Source organism: Chryseolinea sp. T2, from assembly GCF_037203685.1.
Taxonomy (GTDB): domain Bacteria; phylum Bacteroidota; class Bacteroidia; order Cytophagales; family Cyclobacteriaceae; genus Chryseolinea.
The window spans coordinates 721,322-745,229 of the sequence record NZ_JBBCAU010000003.1 but is presented as its reverse complement, the minus strand read 5'-3'; the positions used below and the strand labels follow the sequence as shown (position 1 = coordinate 745,229).

Annotated in this window: 20 protein-coding genes; 5 read left to right on the top strand and 15 right to left on the bottom strand. The window is 47.9% G+C overall.

The window, feature by feature from the left end:
• Positions 1 to 106: 106 nt before the first annotated feature.
• Positions 107 to 1,078, top strand: coding sequence for a porphobilinogen synthase (hemB, locus tag WBG78_RS12980; RefSeq protein ID WP_337327159.1), 972 nt, complete (start codon positions 107 to 109; stop codon positions 1,076 to 1,078).
• 15 nt (positions 1,079 to 1,093) lie between these two features.
• The gene (locus WBG78_RS12975) at positions 1,094 to 3,079 is read left to right on the top strand and encodes a sensor histidine kinase (RefSeq protein ID WP_337326851.1); all 1,986 of its coding nucleotides are present in this window, start codon (positions 1,094 to 1,096) and stop codon (positions 3,077 to 3,079) included.
• 1 nt (position 3,080) lies between these two features.
• Here the strand turns inward: WBG78_RS12975 and ruvB are convergent, their stop codons facing one another.
• Positions 3,081 to 4,115 (bottom strand): Holliday junction branch migration DNA helicase RuvB, encoded by a 1,035-nt coding sequence (gene ruvB, locus WBG78_RS12970; protein WP_337326850.1) that lies wholly within the window; start codon positions 4,113 to 4,115, stop codon positions 3,081 to 3,083.
• 148 nt (positions 4,116 to 4,263) lie between these two features.
• On the opposite strand from ruvB, the gene WBG78_RS12965 reads away from it, so the two are divergent.
• Positions 4,264 to 5,052 (top strand): ZIP family metal transporter, encoded by a 789-nt coding sequence (locus tag WBG78_RS12965; protein WP_337326849.1) that lies wholly within the window; start codon positions 4,264 to 4,266, stop codon positions 5,050 to 5,052.
• Positions 5,053 to 5,175: 123 nt separating this feature from the next.
• Positions 5,176 to 6,048 carry an alpha/beta hydrolase family esterase gene (locus WBG78_RS12960; RefSeq protein WP_337326848.1) on the top strand — a complete coding sequence of 291 codons (873 nt, stop codon included), beginning with the start codon at positions 5,176 to 5,178 and terminating at the stop codon, positions 6,046 to 6,048.
• Positions 6,049 to 6,304: 256 nt separating this feature from the next.
• Here the strand turns inward: WBG78_RS12960 and WBG78_RS12955 are convergent, their stop codons facing one another.
• A complete protein-coding gene (locus tag WBG78_RS12955) occupies positions 6,305 to 8,677 on the bottom strand; it encodes an ABC transporter permease (RefSeq protein ID WP_337326847.1) in 2,373 nt (790 codons plus the stop codon).
• A 227-nt stretch (positions 8,678 to 8,904) separates the two neighbouring features.
• A complete protein-coding gene (locus tag WBG78_RS12950; protein WP_337327158.1) occupies positions 8,905 to 9,693 on the bottom strand; it encodes a class I SAM-dependent methyltransferase in 789 nt (262 codons plus the stop codon).
• 306 nt (positions 9,694 to 9,999) lie between these two features.
• Between WBG78_RS12950 and acs the strand changes: the two genes are divergently transcribed.
• Positions 10,000 to 11,892, top strand: coding sequence for an acetate--CoA ligase (gene acs / locus WBG78_RS12945; RefSeq protein ID WP_337326846.1), 1,893 nt, complete (start codon positions 10,000 to 10,002; stop codon positions 11,890 to 11,892).
• A gap of 103 nt (positions 11,893 to 11,995) precedes the next feature.
• Here acs and rlmB read toward each other — a convergent pair whose 3' ends face one another.
• The 12 genes from rlmB to WBG78_RS12885 form a co-directional block, all read right to left on the bottom strand.
• The gene (gene rlmB / locus WBG78_RS12940) at positions 11,996 to 12,739 is read right to left on the bottom strand and encodes a 23S rRNA (guanosine(2251)-2'-O)-methyltransferase RlmB (protein ID WP_337326845.1); all 744 of its coding nucleotides are present in this window, start codon (positions 12,737 to 12,739) and stop codon (positions 11,996 to 11,998) included.
• A gap of 9 nt (positions 12,740 to 12,748) precedes the next feature.
• A complete protein-coding gene (locus WBG78_RS12935) occupies positions 12,749 to 12,985 on the bottom strand; it encodes a 4a-hydroxytetrahydrobiopterin dehydratase (protein ID WP_337326844.1) in 237 nt (78 codons plus the stop codon).
• Positions 12,986 to 13,124: 139 nt separating this feature from the next.
• Positions 13,125 to 13,388, bottom strand: a complete 264-nt coding sequence (locus WBG78_RS12930; RefSeq protein ID WP_337326843.1) for a DUF493 family protein — start codon at positions 13,386 to 13,388, stop codon at positions 13,125 to 13,127.
• A gap of 64 nt (positions 13,389 to 13,452) precedes the next feature.
• The gene (locus tag WBG78_RS12925) at positions 13,453 to 15,561 is read right to left on the bottom strand and encodes a SurA N-terminal domain-containing protein (protein ID WP_337326842.1); all 2,109 of its coding nucleotides are present in this window, start codon (positions 15,559 to 15,561) and stop codon (positions 13,453 to 13,455) included.
• Positions 15,562 to 15,669: 108 nt separating this feature from the next.
• On the bottom strand, positions 15,670 to 16,929 hold the full coding sequence (locus tag WBG78_RS12920; RefSeq protein ID WP_337326841.1) for a hemolysin family protein: 1,260 nt from the start codon (positions 16,927 to 16,929) through the stop codon (positions 15,670 to 15,672).
• On the bottom strand, positions 16,926 to 17,087 hold the full coding sequence (locus tag WBG78_RS12915) for a hypothetical protein (RefSeq protein ID WP_337326840.1): 162 nt from the start codon (positions 17,085 to 17,087) through the stop codon (positions 16,926 to 16,928). The genes WBG78_RS12920 and WBG78_RS12915 overlap by 4 nt, the downstream gene beginning before the upstream one ends.
• A gap of 31 nt (positions 17,088 to 17,118) precedes the next feature.
• Complete coding sequence (lptC, locus tag WBG78_RS12910; protein WP_337326839.1) at positions 17,119 to 17,676, bottom strand: LPS export ABC transporter periplasmic protein LptC; 558 nt, start codon at positions 17,674 to 17,676, stop codon at positions 17,119 to 17,121.
• Positions 17,677 to 17,693: 17 nt separating this feature from the next.
• On the bottom strand, positions 17,694 to 19,043 hold the full coding sequence (locus tag WBG78_RS12905; RefSeq protein ID WP_337326838.1) for a hypothetical protein: 1,350 nt from the start codon (positions 19,041 to 19,043) through the stop codon (positions 17,694 to 17,696).
• Positions 19,044 to 19,158: 115 nt separating this feature from the next.
• A complete protein-coding gene (locus tag WBG78_RS12900) occupies positions 19,159 to 20,442 on the bottom strand; it encodes an OmpP1/FadL family transporter (RefSeq protein ID WP_337326837.1) in 1,284 nt (427 codons plus the stop codon).
• On the bottom strand, positions 20,429 to 21,148 hold the full coding sequence (locus tag WBG78_RS12895) for a type III pantothenate kinase (protein WP_337326836.1): 720 nt from the start codon (positions 21,146 to 21,148) through the stop codon (positions 20,429 to 20,431). The genes WBG78_RS12900 and WBG78_RS12895 overlap by 14 nt, the downstream gene beginning before the upstream one ends.
• Before the next feature lie 66 nt (positions 21,149 to 21,214).
• Entirely contained in the window at positions 21,215 to 22,375 is a 1,161-nt protein-coding gene (gene nhaA / locus WBG78_RS12890) for a Na+/H+ antiporter NhaA (protein WP_337326835.1), read from the bottom strand.
• A gap of 173 nt (positions 22,376 to 22,548) precedes the next feature.
• A complete protein-coding gene (locus WBG78_RS12885) occupies positions 22,549 to 23,871 on the bottom strand; it encodes an aspartate kinase (RefSeq protein ID WP_337326834.1) in 1,323 nt (440 codons plus the stop codon).
• Between the last annotated feature and the right edge of the window lie 37 nt (positions 23,872 to 23,908).

The following is a 23,908-nucleotide window of genomic DNA, read 5'->3' as shown; positions in this document are numbered from 1 at the left end:
GAATGTCCAGCATGGCAGCAGATGTCAATCCGTAAGTTCATTATTTTTTTGCTTTGCGGGAAGCGTTAACTTCGGGCTTTTCAAACAGTTATATATGGCATTCGATATCACGAAAAGACCTCGGAGAAACAGGAAGAGTGAAGGAATCAGAGCGATGGTGGAGGAGACGCGGGTAACCACAGATGACCTGATCTTTCCCCTGTTCCTGATCGACGGTGTTAAGAAGCAGACCGAAGTCGGTTCGATGCCCGGAATTTTTCGACTGTCTGTCGATTTAATGTTGAAAGAGATTGAAGAATGTCTCAAGCTTGGTATACGGGTCTTCGACGTCTTTCCAGCCGTTGAAGATCAGTGGAAGGACAAGCACGCGACGCGCAGCTATGATTCAGAGTTTTTCTACCTCCGTACGCTCAGAGAAATAAAGAAACAGTTTCCTGAGGCAACGATAATGACGGATGTAGCCATGGACCCTTATAGCTCAGATGGCCACGATGGCCTGGTGCGCGATGGTAAGATCGTTAACGACGACACATTAGAGATCCTCGGAAGAATGGCGCTCGCGCAGGCCGATACTGGAATCGATATTCTCGGACCCTCCGACATGATGGATGGCCGGGTCGGCTATATCCGTGAGTTGCTGGATCAAAATGGATTCTCCGAGGTCTCCATCATGAGCTATACCGCCAAATATGCCAGTGGCTTTTACAATCCTTTCAGGGATGCGCTTGACTCTGCGCCCAAATTTGGTGATAAGAAGACCTATCAGATGAATCCTGCCAACCGCCGTGAGGCTCTCATCGAAGCGGCACTTGATGAACAGGAGGGAGCAGATTTCCTGATGGTCAAGCCTGCCATGGCATATCTGGATATCATTCGTCTGTTAAGGGATAATAGCCATCTTCCTATCGCGGCATATAACGTAAGCGGAGAATATTCGATGATCAAAGCAGCTGCCCTGAAGGGCTGGCTTGATGGTGATCGCGTAATGAAGGAGTCACTGCTCAGCATAAAGAGGGCCGGTGCCGACGTCATTCTGACGTACTTCGCTAAGGAATTTGCGCGCTCCCTCAGGAGTTAAAGAATACATTAGAACATGCAAAGGGCACTCTGGGTCATCGGTTTAATCTTCAAAGTTTGCTGCATCAGCGCACAAACGTTGACCCTGAGTGACGATGGTCGGATCGCTGCCGGCGGCGCTATCATGTACATTCGCGATGAAGCGGATGCTTACACGATCGATAACGTGGCATCTGCGCCTATGCATCCGGTTGATCCTGAATCACTGGCAAACTTTGGCTTTGACCGTACGCCTTACTGGTTTCGGATGCAAATCTCCAATGCATCATCTGTTCCCCAGTGGCTGATGGAGATCAATTTCTCGCCCCTGGACAGAGTAGATTTCTTCATTCAGGACGAAACAGGAGCCTGGACACACAAGATCTCCGGCGACACGTTTCCGATAGAGATCCGCGATGAACTGCATCGTCATCCGGTTTTTGGCTTCAGCTTCCAACAGGGTGAACAAAGAACCATCTACTTGCGGGTACACACAACCTCGTCGGTTCAGGTCCCCATCGTGTTCTGGACCAAAGAAGAATTCTCGCGCGTATCCTCTCATATACAGTGGCTGAACGGCTTGTTCTACGGAGCAATGTTGCTGATGACATTGTATCAGCTGTTCCTTTTTCTCTCCGTGCGCGACCGCATTACGCTGTTCTATGTATTTACATTGATAGCGATGACAAATACGATGTCGTTCTTCCAGGGATATAATTTTCTATACTTTCATCCGAACCATCCCGAGCTGAACGAGTACTTCGCCATCCTGACAGGCCCCTTCTTCATAATATCTTCCACGCTGCTCACGCGGACATTTCTTGACCTCGCACGATTCAACCGTATTCTTGACAGGCTGCTGCTGGCCAACATGTTTATGGATGTGATCGCCATGCTGATGATGCTGATATTCATGCATCGCATATCCTACAAGTATCACCACATCTTCATTCTGAGCCACTGCCTCCTTGCCTGTATATCCGCAGCTTATTGCCTTATGAAGCAATACAAACCTGCGCGCTATTACCTCATGGCCTGGATAGCCCCGTTTCTCGGAGCAGCAACTTTTACTTTGAGTAATCTGGGGATGATGTCTGGCGAGTTGAGCATGAACTATGCTTCAGTAATGATTGGCTGCGTGTTGCAGACGCTCTTCATATCTTTTGCACTCGGCGACAGATGGGCCACGCTTGAAAAGGAAAACCGACTCGCCAAAGAACTTGAGCTGAAGCGCAACCAGGAGGAGAACGAACGGCTGGAGAAGGAAGTAAAGCTTCGAACGAATGAGATTCAGCAGCAAAATCAACAGCTGGAGGAAGTGAACAATGTGAAGGACAAACTGTTTTCAGTTGTATCACACGACATCAAGGGCCCTTTAAGCTCCCTGCATCTAACGCTCAGTCTGGCAAAATCCGGCGCCATCAGTGAAGCGGAGTTTCGGCAAATAGCCACTGAGTTAGATGCAAGGCTCGCACAAACAACCGAGTTTATCGACAACCTGCTGCAGTGGGCCAAACTTCAGATGCATGGCGAGAGCTTTGAACCTGGGTGCCTCGAACTTGTCCACGTTGTCGCAGAGGTAGTGAGACTGCTCGAGCCAGAGTGCAAGCAAAAGAACGTGAGCCTTGTGAATAATCTGAGTGGGTCCCTTGAGGCATATGCAGATATAAATATGGTTCGGTCGGTCCTTCGCAATCTTCTGACAAACGCCACTAAGTTTACGCGCAGCCAGGGCGTTATAACCGTTAGCGCTTATAGTTTAAATAGCAAAATCGTCGTGTCGGTCGCCGATTCTGGTGTCGGTATCCCAAAAAGAAGCATCGACAAGATCTTTACCCTTGCCACTGTCAGTACTGATGGCACCCAAAGAGAAAAGGGTACAGGATTGGGTCTCCTTCTTTGTAAAGAATTCGTCGAGAAGAACGGAGGCAAAATCTGGTTTGAAACCAGGGAAGGAGAGGGGACCACATTCTATTTCTCGTTACCCATGTATGCGGCCGAGATAAGGGCAGCTGGGAATTGACTTACTGATCAAAGAGGCCCGTTGCCTTTGATGCAGGCGGTACCATCTTGAGGTGTTTATATGCGCGTGCTGCAGCTTCACGTCCCCTTGAAGTCCTCTTGAGATAGCCTTCCTGAATCAGAAAGGGTTCATATACTTCTTCAATCGTTTCAGCCTCTTCTCCAACAGCGGTAGCTATTGTTGTAATACCGACAGGACCGCCTTTAAACTTTTCAATAATAGTCAGCAGGATCCGGTTGTCCATGTCATCAAGGCCATCCTGATCAACGTCGAGTGCTTTCAGGGCGAATTGAGCGATAGCCATGGTGATAGTTCCATCACCCTTTATCTGAGCAAAGTCTCTCGTTCTTCTCAACAGATTGTTCGCGATCCGTGGTGTACCACGACTACGGCGTGCGATCTCGTAAGCGGCGTCAGGGTCAATCGGTGTATTGATGATTCCGGCTGACCTTTGGACGATGCGCGTTAGCAGGTCCGCATCATAGTATTCAAGACGGGAATTGATACCGAATCGTGCCCGAAGAGGAGCGGTCAATAAACCAGCGCGTGTAGTGGCTCCGATAAGGGTAAACGGGTTAAGTCCGATCTGTACCGACCTGGCGTTCGGACCTGAATCCAGCATGATGTCGATACGGAAATCCTCCATGGCTGAATACAGATATTCTTCCACAACAGGGTTTAGCCGATGGATTTCATCAATAAAAAGGATGTCATGAGGTTCAAGATTGGTAAGAAGTCCGGCGAGGTCGCTGGGCTTATCAAGTACCGGCCCTGATGTGATCTTGATGTTCGACGCCAGTTCATTGGCGATGATGTGCGACAAGGTTGTTTTCCCGAGGCCGGGAGGTCCATGCAACAGCACGTGATCGAGCGCCTCGCCCCGCTGTTTTGCAGCACTAACAAACACTTTGATGTTCTCGACTACCTTGTGTTGTCCGGTGAAATCATCAAACGATAAAGGACGCAGCGCTTTCTCAAGCTCCTTCTCACTTGAGCCCATGCCTTCATTGTCACCCTTCAGATAGTCTTCGCGCATGCCGAAAAATAGGAAAAAGGAACAACTTTGTCCTGAATTGCAGATACAACAATGTTGCATTTATTCGAAAATGATAACTTTGCCGCCTCGCAATCAAAGTCAGGACGATTTCATGTGCCGCCTGGAATTGAAAAGGCATAACTTATGAATGATGATTACTAAACTACTGGTACTGTTTCTTACGCCGTTGTTGTCAGGAGCGTTGATCTATGTATTGCCGAAAAGCAGGGACACAAATTTTCGCCTGCTATTGGGATTCGCCGGATCCTATCTTTTTGCAATCACAATTATTCATATTCTTCCCGATCTGTATAAATCAGATGTTGGGACAGAGTTTATTGGCCTCGCTGTCCTTACCGGCTTCTTCCTCCAGCAGTTCCTCGAATATTTCACGGCCGGTGTGGAGCATGGGCACATGCATTCCCATAGTCATCACCACGATCACAACCATCACCATCATACACATGTGCATCATCACCAGGCGAACCGCGCATTATCAGCGCTCGTCTTACTCTTTGCTCTGTGTGTTCATGCGTTCCTGGAGGGTGCTATGCTTGCCAAACCGTTTCGTATGAATCCATTCTACAACGTGAATGCAGTATTGCTCGGTATCGCGCTTCATCGCGCGCCGGCAGCGTTCGCGTTGATGACCGTATTGGCACACCAGTTGCATTCGCGCATAAAGGCATTGCCGCATTTGCTGGTATTTGCTTTTGCAGCTCCGGCAGGCTTGTTGCTGAGTACGTATCTGGTTAATTCAGAGATATTGTCGGCAACGGGTCTGGTGTACTTGTACGCGATTGTAAGTGGAAACTTTCTTCACATATCTACTACCATAGTATTTGAGGGAAGTCCGGAGCACCGGTTCGACGCAAAGCGAATGGCCGTTGTTGTGCTTGGCGCTCTCGCAGCGGTTGCAGTTGAGTATATTTTGTAAGGCCATTGCAGCAGATATCGCCACTGCAATAAATCGGTCATGACGGAGATTTCAATTATTTGAACGAAACTATAATAAGGCTATTAACTATACTGAACTCACGCAATGAATCAATATAATGCCATGAGATGCATCGTCGCTTTCCTGTTTCTTATTGCTGCCCATCTTTGCATTGCGCAGGAAATCAGTGACTCTCTAAAGATTGACGGGAATTACCGTTCGTTCCACTTTATGAAGCCGGCGTTTGTAACGAAGGGTGCAAGCCTGGTTTTTGTATTGCACGGCTCCGGTGGAAGTGGACAGGGGCTTATGAAACAAACAAGTAATTTGTTAAACACCACGCGTGACGAGGCTGTGATCTTCGTGTTTGCCGACGGTTACAAACATTACTGGAACGAGTGTCGCAAAGCGGCAAGCTCTCTTGCAAACAAGCTCGATATAAACGAGGGCAAGTTTTTCGGGGAGATGATCTCATATTTTAAGAAGAAGTATGGCATTGATGACTCAAAGGTTTTCTCAGTGGGGACTTCTGGTGGCGGCCATATGAGTTATAAACTGGCACTTACTGAGCCGAAAAGGTTCCGTGCTATTGCCGCCATCATTGCAAATTTACCAGACGATGATAACATGGATTGCACCGAGGCGAAGAAGCCGCTCCCGGTTCTCATCATTAACGGCACAGCAGATCCACTGAACAAGTATGAAGGTGGAATGATGCAATCAGGTACGTTTGTCATGGGTAACGTCAGGTCTACTGATCGGACATTTCATTACTGGGCGAACCTGGCCGGCTATCATGGTGAACCGATGATGACAAAACTTGATGATTCAGACCCTTCTGATGGCAAGACCATCGAACGCTACACGTACAAGGAAAAGGGACATCCGGAGGTGACGCTGCTAAAAGTAATTAACGGCAAACACGATTATCCAAACGACATTGATGTACACGTCGAGGCCTGGAATTTTTTTAAGCGTCAGTTGATGAAGGATTGACCTGTTGCTTTATTATTGCCTTAAATACAGCTCCCTCCCTTTTACATTTTACATTCAGGGTTTTACATTTTGCGGTTAACGTCTCGCAGTTAACATCTTGCAGTTAAACCTTTTGCGGTTAACATCTAGCAGTTAACATCTCGATCAAACCTGTAAACATATTCGACGCCTTCAGTTAAAATCAAGGCGGAACGCTTTACTGCACCAGGGCAGATTTCTCTCAGACGCGTCCCGCCTTGTCCCTCCCTATACTAAATTATTCGCTGCGCAGCGACCTCGCCGGATTTGCATGAGCAGCACGTAGTGCCTGTGTACTAACGATCGACAATGCAAATGCCAGCGCTATAAATCCTGTTAATGGGAATACCCACCATTCAATAGATGTTCTGATTGTATATCTTTCGAGGTACATTGAAAGCAGCCACCACGCCAAAGGCGCCGATGCGAGGAACGAAAGTATTACTAGCTTCGAGAAGTCCTTCGACATAAGTCCCACAAGGCCGGGTACTGTCGCACCAAGCACCTTCCTGATTCCGATTTCTTTCGTACGCTGTTCTGCTGTAAATGCAGCAAGACCAAACAAACCCAGTCCAGTAATTACAATGGTGAGCCCTGCAAACAAACTGGCGAGTTTACTGGTGAGATTGATGTGAGTGAACTTCTTCTGAAACTCAACGTCTGCGAATTTGTATTCAAAGGGGTAAGCCGGAGCATATTTTGCAAACACCTTCTCTACGGCACTCAGACTCTCTGATAAGTTCTCCGTCTTCTTCAACCTCACGGTCATGTTATCGATCCAGGTCTCGTGATAGATCATGAACAGAGGCTTAACCGGGAGGAAAGGGTCATCCATAAGTACATTGTCGACAATGCCAATAAGCTTTCGCTTCTTGCCCCATAGATCAAGTTCTGTTCCGATGGGATCCTTCAGGTTCATGATATCGAGTGCCGCTTTATTCACTATGATAGCAGAACTATCACTTGTGAAATCTTCTGAAAAATCACGACCCTCGAGAATCTTGATTCCCATCGTCCTGGTATAGTCGTATTCAGTGGTGATGGTGGTGAAGATTACACGAACGTCTTCGGGCTTACCTGGCCAGCCAACGAAATTGTTGGAGTTCACTTCAGTGATCGCACTGTTCGAGCGGGTCACGGCCTCTACCACCCCCGTTGCGAGCAGCTCCTGCTTCAGTGGTTTATAATTCTTTCTTATCTCATTATTGTAGTTTACGGCAATGAGGTTCTCCTGCTGGTATCCCAGCTCACGATTCTTAACAAGCTGGATCTGTCGATAGATCACTATAGTTCCAATGATCAGAAGGATAGAAAATCCGAACTGTAATGTCACCAGAACTTTCCTTGGTGTACTTGCACCTTTTCCTACCGAAACTTTTCCTTTGAGCACTTTTACCGGCTCGAACGATGAAAGATAGAATGCCGGATAACTTCCCGATACAATGCCCGTCAGCAAAACGATCCCTATTGATGCCATCCAGAATTTCGACGACGCATACGGTATGACGAGTGACTTTTCAACAAGTTGATTATAGTAAGGCAAAAGCAATTGTGCTGCGAGCACTGCGATAGCAAATGCAAGGAAAGCTATCATAGTAGATTCGCCAATGAACTGAGCGATCAGTTCAGCGCGCCGCGACCCGACACTCTTTCTGATTCCCACTTCACGTGCCCTGCGTTCAGAACGCGCCGTCGCCAGGTTCATGAAGTTAATGCAGGCAATAACAATGATGAACACGGCAATGACGGTGAACATCTGCACGTAGTCGTTAAGTCCACCTGCCTCGATGCCGTTTTCAAAATTTGAGAACAACCTCCATCGAAGCATTGGATAGAGAAAGAATGCCTGCTTCATTTCTTTTTCACCATGCTCGGCGAGGAGTCCTTTAATGGACTTCTCAGCATCATCGGCATTCTTTGGATCGTCAAGTTCTACAAACACCTGGAAAGAGTAATTGCCCCAGTTGGTTTGGTTCTCTTTTACCCAGGGATTGTTTACTTCTCTGTATTTCCATGGAATGAGGACATCAAACTGAAAGGTCGAGTTCTTCGGCACATCTTTAAACACACCGCTTACCTTGACATCCTTTTCATTATCGAGATGAATTATTTTATCAATGGGATCTTCCTCGCCAAACAACGCCCGTGCAGTTGACTCAGAGATTACGATCACTGAAGGATCGTTGAGTACCTGTGTCGAATTTCCTTTTAACAGGGGAAATTCAAACATATTAAGAAACTCATCACTCACGTAGTAACCTCGTTTGGTGATTCTCTTTTGTTCGTTATCGACGGACAACAAATGATCATATCCCCAATCAGCAACAGCTGCTCGTTTGATGTGGTTGTTGGCAGGTTTCATAGCCTCGTGCGTGGGCAGGGGTACTGAAGTCCAGGCATGTTTCTTTCCATCGAACTCGGCGTTTGCCCAAACCTGATAAAGGCGATCCGCCTTTGGAAGGAACTTGTCGTATGTCACTTCATCAACTACCCATAACAGGATCAAAATGCTACAGGTGATTCCTATTGAAAGTCCAGCAATGTTGATGAAGGAGTAAAATCCGTTCTTAAACAGATTGCGGAAAGTGATGATGAAGTAATTCCTGAACATGATTGATACGTCAAATAATTGAATCCGATGTGTATACCTCGCGTTTTGCAGATGGTTTCAGAATACCAGGCGCTTTTCTTCTTTAGACTAGTGAAAAATGAAAAGGTTGCAGCTGTGGATTGAAATACTGCTGGCCTGCTAGTGGCTCTGCAATCAGAATGGAGGGGTATTATATAGAGGATTCGATCGAATGGCGGGATCGAACTAAGAGAATCAGCGAAACGTAACTACTTAAGCTGAAGGTCGATGAGAAAATTATCAGCCAATCCAGAAAAGAATGAAGATGAGTCGAGTCGCCGTCCCCATCGGGACAAACGAAATATCAAAGGCTTGTGCTTTTGGAATTTCGCCTCCAGAGCGACAGGTGGCGTTAATAGCCCAACGGGTATCTTCCGCACTACCTTGAAGCGGCCTTCAGACCACCTGGCAATTTGTGCGGGATTATAATACCATGACTTAAAAGAGACGCCACCCAGTTGAACAACAGACTCGCGGCTGGTATTTCGCCTGAATGCATGCCGAAAACGCAATCGCATCATAAAATACAAGCTTTCCCACAAACAGAACTTTGGGGTAACAACAGCTATAAAGCGCCCGCCTGGTGCAAGTATCGAAGGAAGATTATGAATGAGTCTCTTGACGGCCTCCGGGTGCAGACAGTTCAGTCCTCCAAAGTTTGCAAAAACGAGATCGAATTTTTTATCAAACACCGTTTCATCAAAGCTCTCCGGATCAAGGAACTGCGAGCTGATGCGGTTTTGCATTGAATATTGATTGGCCCGAACCGTAGTCACTTTAAGCATTTCTTCCGAAATGTCCGTGGCAACCAGGTTTACACCCCTTTCGCTAAAGATCATAGCATCTTCGTTGGCGCCGCAGTTGAGTTCAAGAATTTCCAAACCCCTGAATTGCGGAGTCACGCGCTGCAAATAACGCCACACCTGCTTTCGCTGCAGTTGACCGATCACACTCTTTGTTAAGAGCGAATCATAGCTTGCGATATGGTCAAACGGCACTCCCAAAGGCAATGCTGACTAAGTTGTTCTACTATTTACGATAATAACCATTGCCACGGCCAACCGCATGCAGGAATTTTCTGCATCAATTCTTGCAGCGTCAGATGGCAGGAAGGGAAGGGCTCGGTTTGTAGAACGAATATAATCAAATGGGAAGTTTGGGTCATTCAATCCTGTGACAATTTTTCCTGATTATGTGTGGAATGGCTAAAAGTGTTTTCGCACACAATTGAAATTGACGAAAAAAGAGATGAATTTTAGCGCGATCGTTTGTAATAAAAAAACCAACCAGGAAGACATCGTCGCATGAATCTTATTCAATCCAATCAGGACTACCTGCAACAGTACAAGAACAGTGTCGAAGATCCCGAGAAATTCTGGGATGAAGTGGCCCGGGATTTCGTATGGAAAAAGAAATGGAACAAGGTCCTCGAATGGGATTTCGCCAAGCCTTCAGTGAAATGGTTCGTTGGCGGAAAACTGAATATCACGGAAAACTGTCTTGATCGACACCTGAAAGAGCGTGGTGATCAACGCGCTATCATCTGGGAACCTAGCGATCCGAAGGATGCTCCAAAGTCCATTACCTATAAGGAGCTGCACGAGCAGGTTTGCAAAGTCGCCAACATGCTGAAGAATCTTGGAGTTAAAAAAGGTGACCGTGTTTGCATTTATATGCCCATGATTCCCGAGCTGGCCTATGCTGTTCTGGCGTGCGCCCGCATCGGAGCCGTTCACTCGGTGGTGTTCGCCGGCTTTTCCTCCGGATCTCTCGTCGACAGAATTACAGACTCAGGTTGCTCCGCTGTACTTACCACAGATGGCGCATCCCGTGGAGGCAAGCGAATTGATTTGAAGAAAATCGTTGACGATGCATTACCAAAATGTCCGACTGTAAAATCTGTCGTAGTGTTTGATTGCATTCATTCCAAGCCACCTATGCAGGAGGGGCGCGATTACTGGTGGCATGATGTTGTGAACAGTGCACCTTCTGTATGTCCTGCCGAGGAAATGGATTCAGAAGACTTGTTGTTTATTCTTTATACATCCGGCTCAACAGGTAAACCTAAGGGTATGGTTCACACCTGTGGAGGTTACATGGTGTATATCAACTATACCTTCCGTACAGCGTTTCAATATAAAGAAGGAGAGGTATTCTGGTGTACAGCTGATTTGGGCTGGATCACGGGACACTCTTATATATTGTATGGTCCTCTTTCCGCGGGTGCTACCACAGTGATATTTGAAGGAATTCCCTCCTGGCCCGACATGGGAAGGTTCTGGCAGGCTATCGAGCGCCACAAGGTGAATATCTTCTACACGGCGCCTACCGCGATACGATCGCTCCAACTGGCACCGTTAAGCTTTGTTGAAAAATGCGACCTGTCGTCACTGCGTGTACTCGGGTCCGTTGGCGAGCCAATCAACGAGGAAGCGTGGCATTGGTACGACGAGAACATTGGAAAAAAGAACTGTCCGATCATCGACACCTGGTGGCAGACCGAAACCGGCGGGTTCATGATTACGCCAATCGCTGACGTTACGAAGCTTAAACCGGCGCATGCAACTCTTCCCCTACCAGGGGTACAGCCTGCCGTCATGGACGAAAATGGCAAAGAGCTTACAGATAACGGAGTTGAAGGACGGCTCACTATCAAATTCCCCTGGCCTTCGATGGCGCGCACTATTTATGGTGATCATCAAAGATTCAGAGACACCTACTTCTCGACATTCCCCGGAAAGTATTTTACCGGCGACGGCTGTAAGCGCGACGATGAAGGCTACTATCGGATAACGGGACGGGTAGACGACATCATCATCGTTTCAGGTCACAACATGGGAACCGCAGAAGTGGAAAGCGCCATCGACGAGCACCCTTCCGTTGTCGAAACGGCAGTAGTTGGTTACCCGCACGATATAAAAGGACAGGGCATCTATGCGTTTGTGATTTGCCATCAGAAACCTGACAATGATGAAGGGCTGAGAGGTGAGATCAGGGAAACCGTAGCAAAGATCATTGGTCCCATTGCAAAGCCTGATAAGATTCAATTCGTAAGCGGCCTTCCCAAAACACGCTCGGGTAAAATCATGCGCCGTATCCTAAGAAAAGTTGCCGAGGGCGAGTTATCCAACATGGGCGACACAAGCACGCTGACAGACCCGGCGGTGGTGGAAGAAATCGTGAAGGGAAAACTCTGAAATTAAGAATTAAGAATTAAGAGTTAAGAATTAGCCTCCACGACCTCCGGTCGTGCCATGCAATCAGCCGACAGGCTGGCGGCTAATTCTTAACTCTTAATTCTTAATTCTTAATTCCCCTCTGGCGCACGATCTCATACATCGCCACAGCAGCAGCGACTGATACATTAAGAGACCCTATCTTTCCCTTCAATGGAATCTTTGCCAGGTCATCGGCCTCACGGAGAATGGCATCACTTATACCATCTTCTTCGGAACCAACGACGAGTGCCACCGGCCCGATGAGGCTGAATTGATACAAATCTTTGTCCGTTTTTTCTGTGCATGCAACGATACGGATACCGCTTTCCTGGAGAAGGCGGATCGTTTTCTTCAAATCCTTTTCGCGGCACACGGGTACATAGTTCAGCGCGCCTGCAGACGTCTTCATGGCGTCCGCAGTAATAGGTGCACTTCCCTTATCAGGAATAATTATCCCATCAACGCCGGCACATTCCGCTGTACGAACTACCGCGCCGAAATTGCGTACGTCAGTGACGCGGTCAAGCATAATAAAGAAAGGCTCCCGGCCCTCTTCATAAGCCTGGGCGATAAGATTCTCAACAGAAGCAAATGATACAGGCGACAGCATGCAGATCACTCCCTGGTGATTCTTGGAGGATATCCGCTTGAGACGTTCTGCAGGAACAGATTGGATTGAAATATTTCTTTCACGGGCAACATTGAACAACTCGCGAACGAGCTCATTGGATAGTCCGGTCTGAACCATCACCTTGTCAATATCTTTTCCCGCCAGGATTGCTTCGATCACCGCGCGTGTCCCGTAAATCATTCCCGGTCCTGCCATAACGAAATTCTATTTTATTAATGCGTCTATCGCCTTTGCAAGCTTGTGGTCTTTGTCTGTAACCACATCACCTGCATCGTGCGTACTGAGTTCGAATGCTACTGTGTTATAAGTGTTTGTCCACGTCGGGTGGTGATCTGCCTTCTCTGCAATAAGTGCCACCCTTGTCATGAACGCGAAGGCTTCGCTGAAATCTTTAAAGCGGAAGGTCTTCTTCAACCGGTTGTCTTCAGTTTTCCATTCCATGTGAGATTCGTTTTAGTGTAACAAAGCGATCTTTTTCACAGGGCAAGTTCTGAATCTTATGCCCCATATACCTTACTCCAATTTTCTAATGGCAACGCCACTTCATCGAAGTCGACTCAAGATACGATTATGTTGATTGCTAAAGCGCCACTATGCCCTCAATCAGGGCCGCCTTTTTGTAAATTTCGACAACAGCCTCGCTGGACTGCATCATCAATTGCACGGTCACACTGATATAATTGCCTTGTTTGGAGTTTCTTTCTGAAGCCTGATGATAGGGGAACAGTTCTTTTACTTCACCCTCTTTCCCCTTAGGCACAATAAACTTGTACGTGTACAGAGCTGGCCACGCATAATGTTCATCAAGCTTTTGCCGAAAAGATTCTATCCAGTTTTCGTCCATCTCAAAACGACGACGCCCCTCACCGATGATTCCGTGAGAGGCGTCGCGGTAATTTTTACTTCTATTAATAGAACTTGTAGCGCTTATCTACAATGTTCGAATTTTCTTTAATCGCCTCAGAAATGCCAATCGAGTTTCTGTTGATGGCAGTCTGCTCAAGCTGGTTCTTGTACGCACTGTAGTCTGCAGCTGCAGGAGCGATAGTCTTGTTTTGCATCTCAACGATCACAACACCATTTTCTCCAGCAACGGGAGCAGAGCGCTTGCCGCTTTCCAATGAGAAGGCGGTACCAACTGCCAACGGATCAAATCCAACAGTAGGCAGGGAGTTGCCGCTGAGTTTCAGGTCGCTGCTTGTGTATACGTTGGCGTCTGATCCGAAAGCGGCAGCCACTTCCTCAAGTGTGCCTTTAGCAGCAGAGAGCTTTTCAGTAATTGCTTTCGCTTTTGCCTGGTTTCTTACTGCAGGGGTGATCTCAGCTTTTACAGTTTCGAGAGGCTTGTAGCCTTTACTGATCTTCGAAGTCATAACAGCCACAACGTTTTGTTCGTCAAGGTTAAATACTTCAGAAACATCATCTTTGGATGCATCGCGGAACAACCACATCACAACAGGACGAGCCTCGCCAAGCGTTCCAATGCGGCGGTCACCAGCGAGAATATTGCGGGCATCCTGTACAAGATATCCTTGCTCCTTGGCTTTGCTTTCAAAATCAGCCTGACCGGAAAGTCCATGAGCAAAGTTTTCTGCAAGGCGATAGGCTTCATTGATGGTAGCGTCGCTTGCTACTATCTCACGTTCTACGATAGCGAGGTCATAAGCAATATTACTTTTCACATCGGTCACGGAGATAACATGATAACCGAAGTCAGTCTCCACTGGAGTTGGCAGCAAGCCAGGGCGGGTTGCTCCAAACACGGCATCCTGGAAAGGCTTCACCATCTGTCCTGAGCTGAACCATCCCAGATCACCACCTCTTGAAGCGGTTCCGTCTGTACCGAATTCGCGAGCCTGCGCTCCGAAATCAGCACCACCACGAATGTCCTTTATGATCTTTTCAGCCTTCGCTTTTGCCTCTGCTTTAGCAGCAGGAGTTGCATCGGCCCACTTAATGAGGATATGCTTGGCACGGGCTGTTGAAATCGTGTCGGTAGTTATCTTCGATACTTTTACAACTTTGTAAACGCCTCCGTCGAGAACGGGACCAAATACCTTGCCCTGCTTCAGGCTGTCCTGAGGGATAAAGGCAGGAACCGTTCCGCGGTTGTATCGTCCATAAGCCATTTGACCATCAGAATGCGAGCTCGCATAGGCTGAGTCTTCCTGAGTTGTTCGCAGTTCGGCAAGAGCTCTGTCCAGTTCATCCTGAACTACTACTGAATCTTCGTGAGACGCTTCGATCGGGAAGGAAACATACTTCAAATCGCGACTTTCCTCAGTCTTAAACCGCTCTTTGTGTTTGTCATAATAAGCCTTGATCTCAGAGTCCGATACGTTCGCAACAGAGTCGCTCACTGCATAGTAGGGTACGTAAAGGTATTTCACCTCAGCTACGTCCGATTGAAGATGGTATTCGCGCTCAGCCTCAGCCTTTGTTACATAAGCTGTCTTGAGGAGAAGATTTTCGTATTTAATGCGTTCACGGCCCGGACCCAGATCGCGGTAGAACAGCTCCCAGCGGATACGTGGTTCAGAGTTCTCAGGCATTGTTCTTACCTGTTGCAGATAGCTAACAACGCGGTTAGGGTCGAATTGGCCAGTTTCAGGGTTGGTAAAAGCCTGACGGACGCTTTCGTCCACGTTCTTTCCTTGAACCATATCCCAAACTTCATCACCAGTAACCTCTACACCTACTTTGCCATATTGCGACTGAATAGCGTGACGGGCGATCAACAAATCCCAGGCTTGCTGGCGAAGTGCCGGCATTTCGCGATCGCCAGGCTGACGACCGAATTGCAGTGCATAGTTGCTTTCCCTTTCACGGATGGCCGATTGAAACTCGTCAATGGAGATTTCGCGACCGCCGATTTCGCCGACGCTCTTCTGTCCCCAGTTCAAAATCGAGGAATTCCCGCTAAAAAGGTCTCCCACGATAAATGCTGCAATTGCCACAAAGACGAAGACCACGACCCACGTTCCCATCTTGTTGCGCAAAGTTCCAATCAATGCCATATTCTGATTTTTAAAGAGCCGCAAATTTAACCGGTTCTTGCTATAAGAAAAATAGGCTGACGAAAAAAGCCGACGACCTGAAAGTACATGAAAATGAATGGGTTGGCCCTAGCCCTGAGCCATTCCGCCAACGATGACGACAACTTGTTCGATGCGGTTCCTCCCGATGGCGCGGATGGTAAAAGTAAACGGAGGAATTTCCACGACCTGTCCTGCTCTTGGAAAATCGTCGGTATGGGCCAAAATCAACCCTCCAAGGGTCTCGTATTCGCCAGCCGGAAGGTGCCAGCCGTAACTTTCGTTGAGATGGTCGACCTCGAGGCGGGCACTGAGCAGGTAGGTGTCGGGCCCGATCCGCTGCTCCACGAGGTCATCGGCCATATCGTGTTCGTCATCGACTTTTCCAAAGATCTCTTCGATGATGTCTTCCATACTTACCACGCCCGAAGTGCCTCCAAATTCATCAATCACCACGGCAAGATTTTTCTTTTCCCGAATGAAGCGGATCATGAGATCATTCGCCGAGTTGTTCTCTGCCGATATGATGATTGGCGTTAAAACTTCCCTGATCTCCTGCGGCTTTCGGAACATCGATGACGAATGACAAAATCCGACAATATCATCAAGGTCCTGTTTGTAGACCAGCACTTTCGAATGCCCGCTTTCAATGAACGTTTCCCGAAGTTTCTCAATCGGTGCATTGAGTTCTATAGCAGTGATCTCTGTTCGGGGTACCATGCAGTCCCGGATCTTCACGGTCTTGAACGCAAGTGCATTGTGTACGATCTTACTGTCGAAAAAGGGCGAAGGGTCTTCTGAAGAACTGGCTATCAGTGGACTAGCCGGCGTACCGAGGAAGGGTTTTGTTTCATCATGCCGGCTGCCCAGAAGCCTCACGTTGATGTATCGCGAAACCATAAGAAACGGCCAGGTGAGCGGCAGGCATAGGATGAAGCAGATGAAAAACGGTACGGCTATGCGCGAAAGGATGACATTGGGATCAAAGATCCTCATCATCCTCGGAGCAACAACCACAGCAAGTACAAGAAGAATCGCAGCCATTAAAGACTGTAATGCAAACACTCCGAGCCGTCCGGCATGCGTGGTAACCGAAAACAGAGGTGTAGTTAAAATGCACAATGTTGCTGTAAACACAACCAGCGATACCGTTACACCAACCAAAGTCGTTCCGAGCACCCATAGTTGACGCTTGGCAAAGATGCCGAGAATTCTTCCGGTCCGGCTACCCAGCCGGCTCTCCAGTTCAAGTTGTAGTTTATTAGCAGCCTGATAGCTGTAATCTGCCAGCGCAAGAAAGGAGGCGAACAGTAGCGAGCCCACCAGGAGGCCAATCAAAAGCAGGCTCATGTTTGTTTTTTCTTCCGCAGTACGAAGAGGAAGTACAACGCAATCGAGAGCATGATGGCCCAGTAGGCATCCTGAATTCCCAGGGTCATGGTAAGATGTATTCCAATGATGGTGAATACAACGGCGAGCGACAGTATTAAAATGTCCGGCAGTTTCATGAAAGCCTAAAGGTAATGAAAAGCAGGCTTTCTATTCCTGTATCTCCATATCGCCAGAAGGGCGGGTAATCACATACTCGCTGAGATCTTCGTTGGCAGTGAGGCCTTCACCGTAGAGAACGTCGCCATCCTGCCGGATCGTGACAAATTTCTCCGTGTAGATCTTTTGATCTTTGGGTTTCCAAAACAACTCTTCAGTATTCAATTGCTGTTGCTTCTCCAGGTTCTTCAGTTCCACATTGCCTCTTCCACGCCAGTGCTCTTCGCTCTTGAAAAAGTAGGCATGGTTTGCCCGGAGCGTTGCATACACTTTCCCGTTCTCGTTAAACATCTCGATGAACACACCCTTGGGAAATTCACGATCGCCGTTTTGAAATTCGTAGAGGAGTGGCGCCGTCATCCTGATTTTTACGCGTTCCTTTTCGCTAAAAAACAACTCGACATTTTCTGCTTCACTCAGCGGACCTTTGTATTCAACAGGCTCCTTGTTCTCCGGGTTATTACATGCGAAGACAAGACTGGCGGCAAGGCTCACCAATGTGAAGGACAACACGCGTTTAAAGCGAAGTGATAACATGAACGGTCTCATCTGTGCGCTAAAGTTACTCAGTTTTTGGATCGTATAGTTGTTGTCTCCTGTATCCAGCATTCGACGCTGACTTCCTGACCTGCGGAATAACCCCATTGTTTGAGCTGGTCTTTTGTAGGAAATCGTTCGCGGGCCTTGGAAATCTTTTGACCATTGCCAGCTCTCTGGTAGTAGTCCGCAGCAAGCATATACACCAGGAGTGGCGTGATCTTCTCATTCCCGATGCAGGAGTTTTCGCTGTTGAAGTAAAGATCACCGATGCGCTCGAAACCTTCCTTATTGTTTTTGTCTGCTTCGATCGCGCGTCTGAACGTTGCTCTTGCCTTTAGCTTATCACTTCGAGCTTCGATCTGACCGACCAGCAGTAACATCTCACTTTTGTCGGTACCGGTGGGTGCCAGGGTCGCTGCTTCTGAGAGATAATATCTGGCCTGCGAATAATTCTTCTTGGAGTAGTAACGAATTCCAATGCTTTTCGCGAGTGTAAAATCAGGTTTATCCTGCCCTATGTAAATGCGTTCTGCTGCCTGCAGCCACAACGGGTCGTCTATGCACTGACTCTGAAGCATAAGGCTGATGATTCTTCGTGCCAGCATGAGGTCGTCCGGGTATTCGCGAAACCGCGGCCCGAGTGTCTTGGTCACGAACTGACAATCGACCACGACCATGCTGAAGAGGATTGCGTCAATGTCATCCATTAACCGCATGACAGGTTCTTCCTGTTGCTTCAGCTTCCGTACGTGGGCCCTCTTAAGTTCAGCGATACGCATTGCTCTGTTGTAATACAGGAGTACGTCCTTGTCTTTTAGTTTTTCATATTTCCTGAACTCCACTCTAACGGATTCCATATACGCAAGCAGAATGCGTTCAGAGGTAATCTCTCCATCCTTTCGTATGATGCTATCTAATTCCTTGCGTACCAGCTCTGGCTTTGAGGCGACAAAGTGCCGGTACAATGCGAGTGCACGGGCATCGTCGACATCGAAAGCCTTCCCACAATGACGAACACGGAGGTCGTAAAATCTGTAAATGGAATCGAGATACATCCTTTTAACTGTCTCGTTCCGCTCACGGTCTAGCAGTTCGCCATATATGCGCTCAGCATCGATGTAAAGATTTGTATCTGCCCGGGGTGCGTTTCGGGCTAACCATGTCAGAGCACGGGTTGCATTTCGGTAATCTTTACCAGTTCGGGTGGTTTGGAGCCGGGCGATTTCCAGTTTTGCCTGTTGTGCGACCGCGGTGTCCGTCGGCCATACAATTTCCTGGCACTGCGCCGCGCATAACTGAGCTGCCAGTACGAGCACAAAGGCTTTCGAAAGATGCTGGATAAAGTTCACGGCATTCATCAGTCGAATATCATCCATGGTTAGCGACAACCAAAAATTGCAAAGTTGTCGTTGATGATTTGTCGCAGCCCGATCAAGCTATCGTGGATTCCAACATCGGTCGCCAGCTAGAGGTTCTCGCTAAGCGTATCGATCAATCGAACTTACGCTTGATAAACCACTGGTCGTTGAAGGTGATTCCGAAGAAGATTCTGAAATAAGTTTCCTCCAGAACATTCACAGATTTGTCTCCACGCTTTCCAAACTGCGCGGCCAGGTCAACACTTGATCGGCCAGCCGGGAGCGAAAGACCAAGATTTATGCCATAGTCCTTAACGCGGGCTGAATTGGCATAGTAAGGATACTCCTGGTAGGCCAAGCCTGCTCTGAAAGTGATGCGTTTCAAATAGTTTTCCAGTGCATATGGATCGGCTGTGAACTCGCCACCCAAAGCAGCGCGCCATGATTCAACAAGTCCTTCATCGTCGGAGCTGACGCTGGTGAAGCTGCTCCAGTCCTGATAGAAAAATTCAGTGCTCACATTCCACCGGCTGCCGCGAGCATATGAAATGCCGAACGTATAGGATTCCGGAAGATGTACTTTGCCGTCGCTGGTATTGATCTGATAAGTCTCAAGCGTGTCGCCTGCCAGTGAGGTTCGGCTGATCAGGTTATTGACTTTTGCCTTATAGTCCGACGCGAGCGTATAAACAGCTCCAAAACTCAGGCGACGATCTTTCCGTTTCCCCAGTGAATCGATACTGTATGAAACACCAAGTCCAAAATTGAAGCCGTGGACATTCTTCTTGTTTTCGATGTTCACCAGATACGGATCACCCTGATTAGGCTGGGTGGTCAGTACGTTGGTGTAGACATTTGATATAGGTCCAAACATGTAAGAAGCGCGCAGACCGACACTCAAGTCCTTCGTAATACGGACCCCATTTGACCAGTACACCTGGGTTAGTCCACCCGTTCCAGTTTCCCGCGTTACCAGGGTGTCGACAATTCCACCCTCCGGATCGTGTGCATAGTCCTGGTACTGAAACTTGAAGTCGACATTTGTGTATGGCATCAGGCCGAAGCTGGTTGTCCACTTCATGGGCTTGATGGGAAATGCCATCGCGATATAATTGAGATTGCCACCGGAATTCTTTTCATTAGTCGTATCGCCCTGAATCCGACGCGATTCTCCAACCGCGCCGACCTGGAAGACGGACATATTATTGAATACCAGCAGAGCCGGGTTCTGATTGTTGATATACCAGTATTGAGGCTGGGCTACACCGGTTCCGGTTCCCTGATTATGAATCAGTCCGTTGCCATAGAATTCACCAAGACCATAGGTTGTAAATGGAGACGGCGCCGCCTGACCCCACGATTTTGCTGCGGACAAAACAACAGCAACCACCAAAAACCACTTCTTAAGACCGCGCATTATGTATCAGAATGCTGTTTAAACCGCTGAGTACCAATTCAGGGACCGCAAATATGGGTGCTTTAAGTCTGTTTTCAAAAAAGGGCACGTCACCTCCGGTCAAAATCACTTTCAGATCGGGGAATAGGGATCGATATTGCGAGACGATTCCGTCGATTTCTGCGACCAAACCATTTTCCACACCACTTTGAATGCAGGATTCCGTGCTGTCGCCTATCAAAGGAGAATTTCCTTTTGGTTCGACCTGAGGGAGCCTTTTCGTAAACGTGTGTACAGCCTGAAATCGCATCCTCAGGCCCGGCGAAATGGCGCCGCCAAGAAAATTTCCACCGCTATCAAGAAAATCAAATGTGATGCAGGTGCCTGCATCAATGACCAGCGCAGACGTCTTTGGAAACAATGCCTGTGCGCCGCAAACGCCCGCCAGACGATCGACGCCCAGTGTTTTTGGAGTTGAATATCGGTTTTCTATCGGCAGTGGCAGGCTTGATGTCAAAATGAAGCGCTTTTTTATGTGTACACCCCACGATGCAACTTCAGCAGCATCCTGGGAGACCGAACTAATGATGAGACAATCGCCCGAAAAGTTTTGAAGGAAGGGTCTAAGCTGTTCCGGAGAGGTGAAAATTTTTCGTTCCACAAGTTCGTGGCCGTCGAACACTCCGACCTTGGCCGAAGAGTTTCCGTAGTCAATCGCTATGTTCATGAGCGACGCAAGGTAGTGCTTTAAGAACTGCGACGGCGTTTGGGCTCAGAATGAATTCTCAGCCAGCTAATTGTCCACTCTTGCCTGCTCGACGGATGGCTTCACAACCGTACTTAGATATAGGTATCCGGCAATTCCCGCAATAGTGGATGAGAGGGCAATAACAATCTTCGATTGATCGATTACTGACTGGTCACTGAATGCCAGTAAGGTAATAAAGATCGACATCGTGAATCCAATGCCGCCCAGCATGCCGGCGCCAACAATGTGCTTCCAATTGATGTCCGATGGGAGACGAGTGAATTTTAATGCAGTCGAAACATAGGAGAAGAGAGAAATGCCTAATGGTTTTCCAATGACAAGGCCCACAAAGATTCCAATGCTGTTGGGATCCGCTAATCGGCTGACCCAACCATCTGGAAGCGCAACACTCGTGTTCGCGAGGGCAAACAATGGAAGGATCAAAAAGGGAACAGGGCGATGTAAAAATCTTTGCAGAATGTATGATGTGGATTTCGGATCACCGTTCTGAAAGGGCATGGCAAACGCCAGCAATACTCCGGAGATGGTGGCATGAACTCCCGAGTGAAGCATGAACCACCACATGATTACACCACCAATAAGATACGGAATCATGCTACGCACCTTCATCCGGTTAAAGACAAGCAATACACCGAACGTTGAAAGGGAAATGATAAGGTTAGTCCACTGAAGAGAATCGGTATAGAACAAGGCGATGACAAGAATGGCACCCAGATCGTCTATGACAGCAAGCGCTGTGAGAAAAACTTTAAGTGAAAGGGGCACACGTTTTCCAACCAGTGACAGGCCTGCTAAAGCAAACGCGATGTCCGTTGCCATGGGAATGCCGGCGCCACTTTGTGTTGGTGTTCCATAGTTAAATGCAAGATGCAATGCCGCGGGAACAATCATTCCGCCACAGGCTGCAACTACAGGTAACATTGCCTTGTTTAACGTTGACAATTCCCCAACGTAGATTTCGCGTTCCAGCTCAAGTCCTACGAGGAGAAAGAAGATGGTCATCAGGCCATCGTTGATCCAGTGTGAGAAGTGGTGGCCCCCGATCTCATAATTCCAAATGGAAGAGTACGCATGCTGCAGCGGGGAATTAGCCAGGATCAACGAGGCCAACGTACAGCCTATGAGTACCAGACCAGCTGACCGTTCATTTTCAAAGAAGTCGTCGAATAGCCTGGTTGCACGCATGAGTAAAAATGTATAGAAATCCGGTCAAATCGAATCGCTGCCTTACAAGAATATAGAATTGAGATCGGGAAGGCAAGGAGCAAAATGCAAACGGGGAATGTATGCCATTCCCCGTTGGTTCCCCATAATCCAGAACCGCTGACCGACTCTGAATGTATATCTGTTAGCCGCTGTTATCTGAGGTCAAAGAGACCTTCGTTGAGCGCATTGAGGGCTTTGTCTTTGTATGACTTGTCTACCAGAATAGAAACGTTATTCGCGCTGCCTCCGCAGGATACCATGCGAATAGGAATTTCTCCCAGTGAATCGAATACTTTTTTCAGCATAGCCTTTTGCTCAGTTATCTTTTGGCCTACGATGCAGATGATCGTCTGGTCTTTATCGACACTGATGATTCCGAACTTTTTCAGGTCGGTTTCAATATCTGCAAGACGGCTGTTGTTGTCGATCGTGAGAGACACTGCAACTTCAGCAGTAGTAACCATGTCGATCGGCGTCTTGTGATTCTCGAATACTTCGAAAACTCGACGGAGAAATCCATATGCCATCAGCATGCGTGATGACCGGATATTGATTGCCGTGATGCCATCCTTGGCGGCAATAGCTTTAAAGCTGCCCTCAGAGCCCTTGCTGGTGATGATTGTGCCTGGAGCTTTTTCATCCATCGTGTTCTTGAGGCGAACAGGAATGTTATACTTCTGGGCAGGTACAATGGTAGAAGGGTGAAGAATCTTCGCTCCGAAATAGGCAAGTTCTGACGCCTCATCGAAGGTGAGCTCTGAAATGGGAACAGTCTTCTTAACGATGCGCGGATCATTGTTGTGCATGCCATCGATGTCCGTCCAGATTTGCACTTCTTCAGCACGTATAGCCGCACCGATGAGCGACGCAGTATAGTCGCTTCCGCCACGTTTCAGGTTGTCGATTTCGTTACGGTGATTGCGACAGATGTAACCCTGAGAAATGATGATATCCACGTGCTGAAGTGATGTCAGCAACGGCTTAAGACGCTCTGATATTTTATCGAGCTCCGGCTCATCGTTCTCATCGATCGACATGAAGTAAAGTGCAGGCAGCAAACGCGCACTGATCTTACGCTCGAGCAAATGCTGATAGAATAGCTCTGTTGAGATAAGCTCGCCCTGTGCAAGGAGTTCGCGATAGCTCTTGTTGTCAAACTGACCTGCAGCCAGTAGCCTGATCAATATGAAGAACCGGCTAACGATCTCCTGACCGATTGCCTGGAATGATTCACTGGTGTAGAGTTCTTTAATGAAGGCCTCGTAGTGTTTCTCCAGCCTGGCGATTTCTTCTTCTGCTTTGGCATGTTGACCAACGAGCAAATGATCACCAATGGCGACCAACGTGTTGGTTGTGCCCGACAGAGCTGAGAGTATTACAATCTTTTTGCCGGGTGTACCTAACACAAGTTCGGCAATCTTTTTCATCCGCTCGGGTTTACCGACGGAGGTTCCTCCAAATTTCAGAACGACCATACAATGGGTGATTTTAATAAGCGGGCAAAGATAAAAT

Coding starts and splice junctions, on each gene's coding strand:
- WBG78_RS12905 (WP_337326838.1), bottom strand. CDS start 19,043: ATGGATGATATTCGACTGATGAATGCCGTGAACTTTATCCAGCATCTT.
- WBG78_RS12920 (WP_337326841.1), bottom strand. CDS start 16,929: ATGAGCCTGCTTTTGATTGGCCTCCTGGTGGGCTCGCTACTGTTCGCC.
- acs (WP_337326846.1), top strand. CDS start 10,000: ATGAATCTTATTCAATCCAATCAGGACTACCTGCAACAGTACAAGAAC.
- WBG78_RS12895 (WP_337326836.1), bottom strand. CDS start 21,148: ATGAACATAGCGATTGACTACGGAAACTCTTCGGCCAAGGTCGGAGTG.
- ruvB (WP_337326850.1), bottom strand. CDS start 4,115: ATGCGCGAAGACTATCTGAAGGGTGACAATGAAGGCATGGGCTCAAGT.
- WBG78_RS12915 (WP_337326840.1), bottom strand. CDS start 17,087: ATGAAACTGCCGGACATTTTAATACTGTCGCTCGCCGTTGTATTCACC.
- WBG78_RS12975 (WP_337326851.1), top strand. CDS start 1,094: ATGCAAAGGGCACTCTGGGTCATCGGTTTAATCTTCAAAGTTTGCTGC.
- WBG78_RS12955 (WP_337326847.1), bottom strand. CDS start 8,677: ATGTTCAGGAATTACTTCATCATCACTTTCCGCAATCTGTTTAAGAAC.
- WBG78_RS12935 (WP_337326844.1), bottom strand. CDS start 12,985: ATGGAATGGAAAACTGAAGACAACCGGTTGAAGAAGACCTTCCGCTTT.
- lptC (WP_337326839.1), bottom strand. CDS start 17,676: ATGAGACCGTTCATGTTATCACTTCGCTTTAAACGCGTGTTGTCCTTC.
- WBG78_RS12960 (WP_337326848.1), top strand. CDS start 5,176: ATGAGATGCATCGTCGCTTTCCTGTTTCTTATTGCTGCCCATCTTTGC.
- WBG78_RS12925 (WP_337326842.1), bottom strand. CDS start 15,561: ATGGCATTGATTGGAACTTTGCGCAACAAGATGGGAACGTGGGTCGTG.
- WBG78_RS12900 (WP_337326837.1), bottom strand. CDS start 20,442: ATGCGCGGTCTTAAGAAGTGGTTTTTGGTGGTTGCTGTTGTTTTGTCC.
- WBG78_RS12965 (WP_337326849.1), top strand. CDS start 4,264: ATGATGATTACTAAACTACTGGTACTGTTTCTTACGCCGTTGTTGTCA.
- nhaA (WP_337326835.1), bottom strand. CDS start 22,375: ATGCGTGCAACCAGGCTATTCGACGACTTCTTTGAAAATGAACGGTCA.
- WBG78_RS12930 (WP_337326843.1), bottom strand. CDS start 13,388: ATGGACGAAAACTGGATAGAATCTTTTCGGCAAAAGCTTGATGAACAT.
- rlmB (WP_337326845.1), bottom strand. CDS start 12,739: ATGGCAGGACCGGGAATGATTTACGGGACACGCGCGGTGATCGAAGCA.
- WBG78_RS12885 (WP_337326834.1), bottom strand. CDS start 23,871: ATGGTCGTTCTGAAATTTGGAGGAACCTCCGTCGGTAAACCCGAGCGG.